Consider the following 11446-nt stretch of genomic DNA (forward strand, 5'->3'; position numbering starts at 1 on the left):
AACCCCTAAAGGGTTTCCCAACACTCTTTTTTTACGTTAACTAGAATTTTAAAAGAAATCCTTCATCATTTTAGCATCTTTAATATTCACTATCATACTTTCTACCTTATCTTTCTTCTCATCTTTAGCAATTGTAATTTGTTCCTTATTATCAATCCAAACAAGAAATTCTTCTTTTGAGTCATCTTTATATGTAACGGTCATAGTAGAATGCGCAGATTGTTTCTTTTTTTGATCTAAAGTGATAGTTTTAGGTGTTCCATTTTGAACTGCCGAAACGATAGATTTTATCATTTCTTCATTGTCTGTTTGAGATTTGGAAGTAGTATTATTTGTTGTTTTGAGTATTTCAATGTCTGTAATATTAGCGGAATTTAATTGAAATGTATTTTGTGTATGTTCTTGCTTAGCCTGCGAAGTTTTATCTGTAGCCGAGGTGTTTGTACAGCCTATTAAAGTAAAAGATAGAGCGGCTAGAGCGCATATAGATATGATTTTTTTCATAGTATCCCTCCTCAAGTTTAATTGTAACAATATTCTGTTAATTTAGGTAGTTATTGTAAGGAGAAGATGTTTTAAAGTGGTAAATGATGTTGTTCATTTTCTATTAAAATCAAAATTCACATAACTTTTTTCATATTTTATGTTTAACATTTTGAAAATGGGTGTACTACATATAATATAACAAATAATTCATTTTAAAGGAGGAAGTTAAAGATGGAAACGAAGTATAGTAAACCTTTTGTATATGAATTTATTACGGAGAAAGAGGTCATGAATGCGGCAAATGATCTAGTGAAGAAAGGAATAGAACAAAAAGATATTTATGTGTTAACACATGAGAAAGAGAGGACAGATAGAATTGCAGATAATGCAGACGTGAATACAATTGGGATAAAAGAGGAAGGACTTGGGACAAGCATTATTAACGTCTTTCAAAAAACAGGAGATCAGTTAAGAAATAAAATGCAAGAGTTAGGGCTTAATGAGGAAGAAGCGAACTTTTATGAAGAAAAGCTGGATGAAGGAAAAATCTTGTTATTCGTTAAGGATTTAGAAAGAGTTGGTGAATGGTTACAAGAAAGAAGATGCACGTATTCTATTTAATTTGTATCCTTTAAATCTATAAATCTATTATGAAAAGGAGATGGGAAATATGAGTGAGAGCGGGCTAAAAGAACAAATTACAGGTAAAGTTGAAAAGAAAAAAGGACAAGTAAAAGAAGGGATTGGTGAAATTACTGAAGATAGAGAGTTGAAAAATGAAGGAAAGTGGGAGAAGACGAAGGGAACTATAAAAGAAAAAGTCGGAAAAGTGAAACAAAAGATAAGTGATGGGTTGGATAATAAAGAATAATACATGTTTATCAAGCTTTGGTTACATACCAAAGCTTGATAAATCAAATATAAAAACAATATAGGAGGTTTAATTGTGGGACTTATTATTACGTGTATTGTAGGTGGACTTATTGGTGCGTTAGCCGGAATGATTACGGGAAAAGACTTTCCTTTAGGTATAGTTGGTAATGTGATTGCTGGTTTAATTGGATCTTGGGTAGGTAGTGCATTATTTGGTCATTGGGGTCCTGAATGGGGAGGCATTTTTGTTCTTCCAGCGTTATTAGGTGCAATCGTCTTTATTTTAATCATTACATTCTTCTCTAGAATGCTGCGGAAAGCGTAAGTATGATAATGAATGGTAATCTTAAGTTTATTATATATAACTATAAAGTGAATGAACTGATAAATATACATAAAAAAGCATCCAATTAAACTAATTTGGATGCTTTTTTAATGTAATCTACATAGGAATGAGCGGGGGATGAAGGCCCCCCGCTCATTGAAATTACACTTTCTATTATGTATTAAACCATCGTTACTTTTTCACAATTATTTATTCTTACGACCTGCCTCGGTTCTATATGAGATAAGTCCTCGCTATTACCTATATCAACTACAATTGTATTTGTTAGTATGTTAATAATGGAACCAACTAACGTTGTAGCATGATCGTGTCGATAAGAAAATTGAACAAAATCTCCCTTTTTAAAGTTGTGCTCTTCCATAGATAGATCCCCCTAAAAATAATGTTTATACATTATACATACACAAATTTATAAGTTTTAAACATTCGGTAGTATTTTTTAAGTGTTAAGCCGAGAAAGGTGTAGAAAATTTATTTATAATGAAAATAAAAAAATATGTTTAAAACTAATTTTTATGGGTAATTAAATAGTAAAAGTTCGAGATAAGGGGGCGGAAATGATGAATTTGGAAATAAATATTTTGCAAAATGATGTAGGTTATACGGTACAACTTAATGGTGAAATTGATGCGTATACGGCATCAGATTTAAAAAATAAGATTATGCCTATTGCAAGCGAGAAAGAGGTTTATATCGTAGTAGATTTTAACAAGGTAGATTATATGGATAGTACTGGTTTAGGTGTTTTTATAGCGCTATTAAAAGCAGTTAAGAAAAATGATGGCAAGCTAGAGTTTATCGGTGTATCTAAAAGATTAAAAAGATTATTTGATATTACAGGGTTAACAGAAATATTAAACTTGAATTCCGATTTTGAAAAAGTAGAAAGAAGGTGACTAGGGATGATGGAGAAATTTGAAAAGATAGAAATGAAAATTCCTGCAAAGGCAGAATATGTGGCTATTATTCGTTTAACAATGGCTGGTGTTGCGAATCGAATGGGCTTTGCTTATGACGATATAGAAGATATGAAAATTGCTATTAGTGAAGCATGTACAAACATTGTACAACATGCATACAAAGAAGACGTCGGAGAAATTACAATTGTCTTTGGCTTATATGAAGATCGATTAGAAATTATGGTTGCGGATAATGGGGTTAGCTTTGATTTTAGCAGCTTAAAAAGGAAAGTTGGTCCGTATGATATTAGTAAACCAGTAGAACATTTGCCGGAAAATGGTTTAGGTTTATATTTAATCAATACGTTAATGGATGATATACAGATTATGCATGATGAGGGCATGACAGTTTTAATGACAAAATATATACAAAGAGAGCAGGTGGAGAATGATGGAAATCCAATCTCAACCTACAACTCTTACTAAAGAAGACGTTATTAAGCTAATTGCAGAATTCCAACAAAACCAATGTAATGAAGCGCAGGAAAGGTTAGTTGATCATTATAAAAATCTCGTATATTCCATTGCATATCGCTATTCAAAAGGCGGGCCGATGCATGAGGATATTATACAAGTAGGGATGTTAGGGCTCTTAGGCGCAATAAGAAGGTATGATTATTCGATAGGGAATGCTTTTGAGCCTTTTGCAATACCTACAATAGTAGGCGAAATAAAGAAGTATTTACGTGATAAAACTTGGGGTATTCACGTTCCAAGGCGAATTAAAGATTTGGGTGGGAAAATTAAACTTGCGATAGAGGAGTTAACAGATCACCTGCAACGTTCACCGAAGATAATAGAAATTGCAAATCATTTAGGACTATCGGAAGAGGAAGTTCTAGAGATTATGGATGCTAAAAATAATTATCGAGTATCTTCCTTAGATGATGTAGTTGAAAATTCATCGGATGGAAGTTCGGTAGCGAGAATTGAATCTGTAGGTGAAGTAGAGCAAGGGTATGAACAGACAGAAAGACGTCTCGTTTTAGAGGATATTTTTAACGTATTAAATGATACGGAAAAGAGCGTTATTCATTATATATTTGGAGAAAATTTAAATCAAAAAGATACAGGGGAACGGTTAGGTATTTCACAAATGCACGTTTCTCGTATTAAAAGACAAGCGATAAGTAAATTGAAGCAAGCAGCATTTTTAGATACATAAAAATTTAAAATAATTATGTTTAAAACATGAGAAAAGGGGTACTTATTAAGTATAGGAGGAGATATGAAAATGTCACACGATGTGAACGAACTAATCGAAGGATTGAATGAAGATTTAGCAGGAGAATACTCAGCAATTATTATGTATAACCATAATGCAGCTACAGTTTCTGGTATATATAGACAAGTGTTAAAACCTTTCTTTGAATCTGAAATTAGTGATGAACAAGGACATGCCCTATATTTAGCGGAGAAAATTAAGACGCTAGGTGGTACACCTACTACGATCCCTTTACCAGTGAAACAAGTAGAAGATGTTAGAGAAATGTTAGAATCAGCTAGACAATCAGAATATGAAACAATTAAGCGTTATGAAACGAGAAAAGAACAGGCAGCGAAATTAAATATGACAGAGTTAGTTGTAAAACTAGAAGATATGATTGCAGATGAAACAAATCATATGGAAGAATTAGATCGTCTTTTAAATGATAAAGCAATGGTTTTAAATTAAAAGTAGAAATTTATAGAGTGAAAGAACAAATTCCTATTTCTAGGGGTTTGTTCTTTTGTTGTATAAATATGTTTGAGTAAGAAATTTTCATTTTGTAACTGAGTATGTAATACTAGAAAAATAGAAAATGATAATAGATTTACATTTTAAATAAGAAAAGGGGAAATAACTTGTGTCCATTTTAATTGTCGATGATAATCCGGTTAACATATTTGTAATTGAGAAGATTTTAAAACAAGCCGGATATCATGATCTTGTATCGCTCAATTCTGCACAAGAGCTCTTCGAATACATACAGTTTGGAAAAGATTCTTCCAGGCATAATGAAATTGATTTAATACTATTAGATATTATGATGCCTGAAATTGATGGACTTGAAGTTTGTAGGCGATTACAAAAAGAGGAGAAGTTTAAAGATATCCCTATTATTTTTGTTACAGCTTTAGAGGATGCAAATAAATTGGCCGAAGCTCTTGATATGGGGGCAATGGATTATATTACGAAACCTATAAATAAAGTTGAATTATTAGCACGTATGCGTGTAGCGTTACGCTTGAAATCAGAATTAAATTGGCATAAAGAACAAGAAGAAAATCTTCGGAATGAACTAGATTTAGCTACGCAAGTACAAAGAAACTTATTAAGTAGCCCATTAAGAGAAGATCATATAAAAATTGAAGCAAGTTACTTGCCTTCATTTAAACTAGCTGGAGATATGTATTATTGGTATAAAATCGATGAAAATCGCTACGGTATTATATTATTAGATGTGATGGGACATGGTGTATCTGCTTCATTAGTTTGTATGTTTATTTCGTCTGTATTACGTGAAACAATTAAATGTTTAATTGATCCAGAACTCGTTATTAAAGAATTAAATAAATATATGACCCTTTTACATAATGAAAATGATAATATTCCTTATTATTTTACGGCGATATACTTAGTTGTTAATACAGAAGATAGAACAGTTGAATATGTAAATGCAGGGCATCCTTCTGGATATGTTTTAGTTGATGAAACAAATGTAGTTGAACTAGATCGCGGGAGTTGTGCCGTAGGATTTTTTGATGAAATAAAAGTTAAAAAGACAGTTATACCTTTTGAGAAGAACGCTCAAATATTATTGTTTACAGATGGTGTTCTTGAAGCAATTGCAAATGATGAATTTGAGTCTGAAGAGAAATTACGTACTTTTACAGAAAGAAAATGGGGAGATTTAGAAGGCGAGATAGAAGGGTTTTACAAGGAAGAACAAAAGAAAGCGCAATCAGATGATATGTGTCTAATTATGATACAAACGAATGCGAAATAAAAAGCGTATGAAATCCAAACAGAGGATTTCATACGCTTTTTATCCCGCATTAACGGGCAGTAAGACTCCCACCAAAAAATTTAGTCTGAAGCAAAGAAGGTAGGTGGGAGATCAACTGCCCGTAAACGCCCGATTGGTTCAACTAATAATCAGTGGGGGATACCCCCCACTGATTAAAGTTTCACTTTATTGTATTTTTTGATAAATTTGTTCACTAGGATTAAATTGGGTATAATGCGGCATTATATTTGAAAAACGAAGAGTTTCTTTATTTCCTAAACATAGAAATCCATTGTGACTTAAGCTTTCATAAAATAGTTGCTGCACTTGATTTTGAAGTTTACTTGTAAAGTAAATTAAAACGTTACGACAAAGTATAATATGAAACTCGTTAAAAGATTGATCGGTTACTAAATTATGCTGTGCAAAAATAATGTTTTGTAACAGTGAAGGATTAAAATAAGCAAAACGATTATCTGTTGAATAATAGTTAGAAAATGCTTGTGTACCGCCAGCTTGTAAATAGTTTTTCGTATAAGTTTGCATTTTATTTAACGGGAGGATAGCTTGTTTTGCTTTTTCTAACACATTTGTATTCATATCTGTTGCGTAAATAACCGACTTTTCACTTAATCCTTCTTCGTGAAGTAAGATGGACATCGATAATACTTCTTCACCAGTTGCGCATCCAGCATGCCAAATTCTAATTTCAGGTTGCTTTTTCAATTCAGGAATAACATGCTCTCTTAGCGCTTTAAAAAAGGCAGGGTTACGGAACATCTCAGTTACATTAATCGAAAAATCATTTAATAACTGTTCTAAAACCCCTTCCTCGTGAATTACTTTTTCAATTAATTTTGAAATGGTTGGGATATTAGAGAGCTGCATTCGATTACAAATCCTTCTATAAATAGATGTGCGAGCATATTGGCGAAAATCAAATCCTGATAGTTTAAATACCGCTTCCAATAGTAATTCAATTTCTAAGTTCGTGCGCTCATCCGTATCTACTGATGGATCAAAATTATAATACTTATTTTCCACTCCAACTAAACCTCACTTATTTTATTAACCATACACTCATTACCGAATAGAGTTGATGTAGATTTAATGGTTTACTTATATAATCTGAAGCGCCAGCAGATAAACATTTTTCCTTATCATTTGGCATTGCTTTAGCAGTTAATGCGATAATAGGTATTTCATGTAACCCTAAGTTCATTCGGATATTTTCCATCGTTTCATAACCGTCCATATTAGGCATCATAATATCCATTAAAATAAGGTCAATATTTGTATTGCTTTTTAGTATTTCTAAACACTCTATGCCGTTTTGGGCAGTAATAATGTTGGCATTTTGTTTTTTTAATGCATTTTGTAACGCAAATATATTTCGATGATCATCATCGACAATTAAAATGTTTTTCTCTTGGAAGACGTTATTTGTTTCGGTAGTAACGATAGTTTCTTCAACAACTTCAGCAGGAATAACATCTTCTATCGTTGCTGCGACTTCTAAATTGGATAACTGTATATCATGTAATCCATTTGGAAGGTTAGGAATATATACTGTGAAAGTACTACCTTCTCCTACATTACTCTCTAACGTAATCCAACCACCTAACAATCTAGCAAACTCTTTACAAATAGATAAACCTAATCCTGTACCACCATACTTTCGAATCGTTGCTCCATCTGCCTGTTGAAAGGCTTCGAAAATAAGTTCATGCTGTTCTTTAGCGATACCAATACCAGTATCTTTTACTGAAATTGTAATCCAATCTTTACTTATAGACTGCATATCATGACTTAAATTGGTTGTTTCTATTGAATCGAAATGTAAATTCACGGATCCTTTTTCCGTGAATTTAAATGCATTGGATAATAAGTTTTTAATAATTTGCTCAATCCGTTTTGCATCTGTATAAAACAAATCAGGAATCGTATCACTGTCTTCAATAGTAAATTCGACATTTTTTTGTGCAGCTATATGTAAAAAGTTTTGATGCATATTGGCTGCCATGTCACTTATGTTCGTTGCTTCAAAAATGATGTCTAGTTTGCCTGCTTCTACTTTAGATAAATCTAGTATGTCATTAATTAAAGTAAGTAAGTCTTTCCCTGATGAATGAATGACAGTTGCTAGTTCAATTTCATCATCCGATAAATGATTATCATGATTTTCTCGTAACATTTCAGATAATAATAAAATACTATTTAACGGTGTGCGTAATTCATGTGACATATTTGCTAGGAACTCAGATTTGTATTTTGAGCTGCGTAACAACTCGCTTGCTTTTTCTTCTAATTCTGATTTGGTAATTTGTAAGTCAGCTGTCTTTTGTTCAGCTTCTTCAGTTCTAGACTCTAATTGTTCATTCGTTGTTCGTAATTCTTCAGCCTGCATTTGTAGTTCTTCAGCTTGCGTTTGTAATTCTTCTGATTGAACTTGTAACTCTTCGGTCATTGCTTGTGATTCATGTAAAAGAGTTTGAATTCGCATACGTCCTATAATGCTATGGATTGTTAAACCTAGATTATCAATAGTTTGTTGAATTAAATCTTGATGTAAGTCTGAAATCTCAGTTACACTTACTAACTCCATTACTGCAATCACCTCATCCTCAAATAAGATAGGGATGACTAGTAGATTTTTAGGACGTATTTCTAATACTCCGCTAGTGACATAACGAAACTCTTCGGGTATATCCCTGAGAATAAAACTTTTCTTTTCTAAGGCAGACTGTCCAATGAAACCTTCACCCATTTTAATGGATTGTTTTCCAATATCAGCACCTTGATCGGCGAAAGAAGCTTTTTTCACATAGTAGACAGTTTCTTCATATTCTTCACGTACATAAAATGCACCGCAAGAAGTTTGCGTTTTTTGTATAATTCCACTAAGAATTTTTTTACCTAACATCTCAATAGAAGATACACCTTGATACATTAAAATTAATTCTGCAAGCTCAGTTTGTAACCACTCTCTTTTCGATATTTCGTCTAGTAAGTGGTTCGTTGTATGAGCAAGATCTTTTATTTCATCATGTGTATTTACATGAATTCTTTCCGTAATTTTTTCTTTAGAAGAAATTGATTTAATAGCTTGAATTACATTTTTAATCGTTTTTGTAATGGAATTCGAAATATAGAGTGAAACAATAATGGAAATAAAAGAAAGTAAGAACAATAAACTGTATAACCAAATCTCTAATTTATTATTTTCAATATCTAATTGTGCAGCTCTTTTTTTCGTTAGTTGCTCCTCAGTGCTCCGGAAGTTAGTTAGCTGCGACTGTAATGACTGAATTTGAGTCGTGTCAATTGTTTGTACATTATTACTATTATTATTTGTAATGAGTGGGTGAATCTCTTTATTAATCCAACTAGTAATGTTTTCGTTAATCTGTTTTAATTTTTCTTGCTGAGAGGGGTTATCCTCTAATAAAGAAAAAAGATCTTGATAATGTTTTTCGTAATCCTTTTCCGCAGAGTTAAGGGATTGCACGTAATTAGGGTTATTAGAAATGATAAACCCTTTCGCTTTATTTTCAATTGTTAGTAACTCTTTCTCCACTTGATTCGTTAAATTGAGAACTTTAAAATCGTGATCAATAATAAAATTACGAGATTTTTGTAAGTTGGAAATCTCATTGTTTAACATAATGAAAGAAACAAGTAAGAACAAAATGATAACTAAATAACCAGCCATAATTTTGTAACGAATACTAAATTTTGCTTTCGAGTTCATTAAAAATTCCTACCTTCAAGGTTATTAAAACTTTTCTATTTTAAAGAATGAAAAACGTAATATATATTATATCAGTTTTCATAAGGCCAAACTAGAAATCCCCCTATTGTATTAGGGGGTTCTTTTTTAATAGAGGAAATCATTTTGAAATATAAAAACATATATGAAAGGTAGTAAACGAGGGAATAGAGGGTAACAAACATTCTAAGAAGGGAAGAGTGTTCTTAAAGCTCTTTTTGCATCTATTCCTTCAAAAATAAATAATATAAGATCTTTCTTTTTTACAGTAAGGAAAAAGGATACTAGAGTGCTTAAATTTTTGATTGATGTCATTGTTCCATGTTTACTTATAAACAAATTAGCTTGAAATGTTGTCATTAAAGCATAAAAATGATGAATCTGAGTTATTGTAGGTGTTTCATTATAAGAAATAGTAGTAGAGTGAATGGCGTTCATCGTAATATTCCTTTCCATATAGTAAGCATAACAATATAAACATACCCGTTTTAAAAAATGTTAAACATATAAATAAGAAAAAATATAAGTATAGTTTTTTACGTTTAGAAAAGGTTAGGAAGGGTATACATATACTACAAAGAGATTGACTGAAGATGAATTGTAAGATGTCTATGTTTAGTAGATTAGTCCATCAAAATATACTTTTACTTTAAATAAAAAGGAGCCTGGTATACATGAATGAAATGATGATTGATATTACATTTGATTTAATTTACTTGTTAAGTAGTTCGCTTGTAGTGCTTTTACTATTCGCTTTTTTCGTAAATGGTTATGTTAATAAGAAGATTAGTGTATACAGAAATGAAGAAAAATAAAGAAACATTATATAAAATTTTAGGAGGTTAATAGTTATGGATTTAGATAGAAAAATAGTAGGTGTTTTTAGAACAATTGATGATGCGGCACTCGTTATTAATGAATTAAATGATAAAGGATACTCAGCAGATAACATTTCAGCTATTGCGAAAGATCAAAAGGAAATTGAACACCTTGAAGAAAAATCGGGTGAAAAAGTAAATCATGAAACTGCACATAAAGCGGATATCTTTTCAGCGACAGGGCTTGTAGCAGGAGGTGTAGCAGGCGGACTCGGTGGTTTATTAACAGGTCTTGGTATACTTGCCGTTTCTGGAATGGGTCCAATCGTAGCAGCAGGACCGATCGCAGCAGCTATTGGAGGAGCCGGTATTGGCGGAGGAGCTGGAAGTTTAATAGGAGCATTTATAGGGTTAGGAATTCCAGAAGAACATGCTAAAAAGTATGAAGAATATATTTACGATGGCAATATATTAATTTTAGTAGATGCAAAATTAGACGATAAGTTAGAAATCTATAAAATATTTGATAAGCATAATGCCTATAACTCTGATTTCTTTAAATAAAATGATGAAAAATGTAAACAAAGTGAATATCGTTTTTTTTTTTGATCTTACAACTTTGGCGCGGCCGAGGAGTCGTATGACTATAAGAGAGGAAGGGCTTATAGTAAAAGATCAAGTTCTATCATGTTATTTAAAAGGGAAGAGGTGCCTTTTCGTGATTGTAAAAATATTAAAGGATAGCAGTAATAGTTTCCTTTGTACAGTTCAAAGTAAAAATGGAGAGAAGTATGTGAAGAAGTGGTTTAGTAAACATGAAAACAATGAAGAATTAGGGCGACCAACCTTTAAAGAAGTAGAAAAGGATTGGAAAGAAAATAGAGAATCGTTTATGTATCCCAATGTTAAAGCGCTTTATTAAAATTAAACATAATGTGCGCTTTATTATTACAAAACTGTCACATTCCTGTAAGGTAATTCAATGGATTAGATACTTTTTCCATGTCATAATAAAGACATAAGAAAGCTTATCAAAACTACAACTTATTAGGAGAGTGTCAGTCATGATTGTAACAACAACTTCTGGAATTCAAGGTAAAGAGATTATTGAGTATATCGATATTGTAAATGGTGAAGCTATTATGGGTGCAAACATTGTACGCGATTTATTCGCTTCTGTTCGTGATGTTGTCGGTGGCCGTGCT

At 32.0% G+C, this 11446-nt stretch carries 17 protein-coding genes; 12 read left to right on the forward strand and 5 right to left on the reverse strand.

Translation table 11 applies throughout. From position 1 onward, the window contains the following. Window positions 1-48: 48 nt before the first annotated feature. Entirely contained in the window at window positions 49-504 is a 456-nt protein-coding gene (locus RT27_RS26785) for a hypothetical protein (protein ID WP_043938253.1), read from the reverse strand. Window positions 505-717: 213 nt separating this feature from the next. Here RT27_RS26785 and RT27_RS26790 point away from each other — a divergent pair, with 213 nt between their 5' ends. The 3 genes from RT27_RS26790 (at window position 718) to RT27_RS26800 (ending at window position 1684) form a co-directional block, all read left to right on the forward strand. Further along, window positions 718-1107 carry a general stress protein gene (locus RT27_RS26790; RefSeq protein WP_000448819.1) on the forward strand — a complete coding sequence of 130 codons (390 nt, stop codon included), beginning with the start codon at window positions 718-720 and terminating at the stop codon, window positions 1105-1107. Between the two features lie 49 nt (window positions 1108-1156). Then, on the forward strand, window positions 1157-1357 hold the full coding sequence (locus RT27_RS26795) for a CsbD family protein (RefSeq protein WP_029442042.1): 201 nt from the start codon (window positions 1157-1159) through the stop codon (window positions 1355-1357). 75 nt (window positions 1358-1432) lie between these two features. Beyond that, complete coding sequence (locus RT27_RS26800; RefSeq protein WP_029442043.1) at window positions 1433-1684, forward strand: GlsB/YeaQ/YmgE family stress response membrane protein; 252 nt, start codon at window positions 1433-1435, stop codon at window positions 1682-1684. 181 nt (window positions 1685-1865) lie between these two features. Here RT27_RS26800 and RT27_RS26805 read toward each other — a convergent pair whose 3' ends face one another. After that, on the reverse strand, window positions 1866-2066 hold the full coding sequence (locus RT27_RS26805; protein WP_029442044.1) for a hypothetical protein: 201 nt from the start codon (window positions 2064-2066) through the stop codon (window positions 1866-1868). A gap of 196 nt (window positions 2067-2262) precedes the next feature. Between RT27_RS26805 and rsbV the strand changes: the two genes are divergently transcribed. The 5 genes from rsbV to RT27_RS26830 all read left to right on the forward strand — a co-directional run bounded on the left by rsbV (window position 2263) and on the right by RT27_RS26830 (window position 5654). After that, on the forward strand, window positions 2263-2601 hold the full coding sequence (gene rsbV, locus RT27_RS26810) for an anti sigma b factor antagonist RsbV (protein WP_029442045.1): 339 nt from the start codon (window positions 2263-2265) through the stop codon (window positions 2599-2601). Between the two features lie 6 nt (window positions 2602-2607). Then, window positions 2608-3090: an anti-sigma B factor RsbW gene (gene rsbW, locus RT27_RS26815; RefSeq protein ID WP_029442046.1), complete on the forward strand. Its 483-nt coding sequence runs from the start codon at window positions 2608-2610 to the stop codon at window positions 3088-3090. Next, window positions 3053-3829: an RNA polymerase sigma factor SigB gene (gene sigB / locus RT27_RS26820; RefSeq protein ID WP_002083014.1), complete on the forward strand. Its 777-nt coding sequence runs from the start codon at window positions 3053-3055 to the stop codon at window positions 3827-3829. The genes rsbW and sigB overlap by 38 nt, the downstream gene beginning before the upstream one ends. A 69-nt stretch (window positions 3830-3898) precedes the next feature. Then, entirely contained in the window at window positions 3899-4339 is a 441-nt protein-coding gene (locus RT27_RS26825; RefSeq protein WP_029442047.1) for a ferritin-like domain-containing protein, read from the forward strand. Between the two features lie 172 nt (window positions 4340-4511). Then, window positions 4512-5654, forward strand: coding sequence for a fused response regulator/phosphatase (locus RT27_RS26830; RefSeq protein ID WP_029442048.1), 1143 nt, complete (start codon window positions 4512-4514; stop codon window positions 5652-5654). Between the two features lie 186 nt (window positions 5655-5840). Here RT27_RS26830 and RT27_RS26835 read toward each other — a convergent pair whose 3' ends face one another. From RT27_RS26835 to RT27_RS26845, 3 genes are all read right to left on the reverse strand, one after another. Continuing rightward, window positions 5841-6698 carry a protein-glutamate O-methyltransferase CheR gene (locus RT27_RS26835; protein WP_000429043.1) on the reverse strand — a complete coding sequence of 286 codons (858 nt, stop codon included), beginning with the start codon at window positions 6696-6698 and terminating at the stop codon, window positions 5841-5843. 16 nt (window positions 6699-6714) lie between these two features. After that, entirely contained in the window at window positions 6715-9405 is a 2691-nt protein-coding gene (locus tag RT27_RS26840; RefSeq protein WP_043938256.1) for an ATP-binding protein, read from the reverse strand. Between the two features lie 204 nt (window positions 9406-9609). After that, window positions 9610-9861 carry a hypothetical protein gene (locus RT27_RS26845; RefSeq protein WP_000991350.1) on the reverse strand — a complete coding sequence of 84 codons (252 nt, stop codon included), beginning with the start codon at window positions 9859-9861 and terminating at the stop codon, window positions 9610-9612. A 236-nt stretch (window positions 9862-10097) separates the two neighbouring features. Between RT27_RS26845 and RT27_RS35400 the strand changes: the two genes are divergently transcribed. The 4 genes from RT27_RS35400 to RT27_RS32520 all read left to right on the forward strand — a co-directional run. Continuing rightward, complete coding sequence (locus RT27_RS35400) at window positions 10098-10238, forward strand: hypothetical protein (protein WP_001004567.1); 141 nt, start codon at window positions 10098-10100, stop codon at window positions 10236-10238. 36 nt (window positions 10239-10274) lie between these two features. Continuing rightward, complete coding sequence (locus RT27_RS26850; protein WP_029442050.1) at window positions 10275-10805, forward strand: general stress protein; 531 nt, start codon at window positions 10275-10277, stop codon at window positions 10803-10805. A 154-nt stretch (window positions 10806-10959) separates the two neighbouring features. Beyond that, on the forward strand, window positions 10960-11163 hold the full coding sequence (locus RT27_RS26855) for a DUF4028 family protein (RefSeq protein ID WP_140163941.1): 204 nt from the start codon (window positions 10960-10962) through the stop codon (window positions 11161-11163). A 142-nt stretch (window positions 11164-11305) separates the two neighbouring features. Then, window positions 11306-11446 (forward strand): heavy metal-binding domain-containing protein (locus RT27_RS32520; RefSeq protein ID WP_156137694.1); only part of this gene is annotated, 141 nt, incomplete at its 3' end.

Origin of the sequence: Bacillus sp. L_1B0_5 (assembly GCF_000836715.1) — a bacterium.
GTDB lineage: Bacteria > Bacillota > Bacilli > Bacillales > Bacillaceae_G > Bacillus_A > Bacillus_A thuringiensis_S.

Bases quoted from the DNA above. Each gene is read 5' to 3' on its own strand.
- RT27_RS26850 (WP_029442050.1), top strand. From the start codon at position 10,275: ATGGATTTAGATAGAAAAATAGTAGGTGTTTTTAGAACAATTGATGAT.
- rsbV (WP_029442045.1), top strand. From the start codon at position 2,263: ATGATGAATTTGGAAATAAATATTTTGCAAAATGATGTAGGTTATACG.
- RT27_RS26795 (WP_029442042.1), top strand. From the start codon at position 1,157: ATGAGTGAGAGCGGGCTAAAAGAACAAATTACAGGTAAAGTTGAAAAG.
- RT27_RS26805 (WP_029442044.1), bottom strand. From the start codon at position 2,066: ATGGAAGAGCACAACTTTAAAAAGGGAGATTTTGTTCAATTTTCTTAT.
- rsbW (WP_029442046.1), top strand. From the start codon at position 2,608: ATGATGGAGAAATTTGAAAAGATAGAAATGAAAATTCCTGCAAAGGCA.
- RT27_RS26790 (WP_000448819.1), top strand. From the start codon at position 718: ATGGAAACGAAGTATAGTAAACCTTTTGTATATGAATTTATTACGGAG.
- RT27_RS26785 (WP_043938253.1), bottom strand. From the start codon at position 504: ATGAAAAAAATCATATCTATATGCGCTCTAGCCGCTCTATCTTTTACT.
- RT27_RS26845 (WP_000991350.1), bottom strand. From the start codon at position 9,861: ATGAACGCCATTCACTCTACTACTATTTCTTATAATGAAACACCTACA.
- RT27_RS26825 (WP_029442047.1), top strand. From the start codon at position 3,899: ATGTCACACGATGTGAACGAACTAATCGAAGGATTGAATGAAGATTTA.
- RT27_RS35400 (WP_001004567.1), top strand. From the start codon at position 10,098: ATGAATGAAATGATGATTGATATTACATTTGATTTAATTTACTTGTTA.
- RT27_RS26840 (WP_043938256.1), bottom strand. From the start codon at position 9,405: ATGAACTCGAAAGCAAAATTTAGTATTCGTTACAAAATTATGGCTGGT.
- sigB (WP_002083014.1), top strand. From the start codon at position 3,053: ATGATGGAAATCCAATCTCAACCTACAACTCTTACTAAAGAAGACGTT.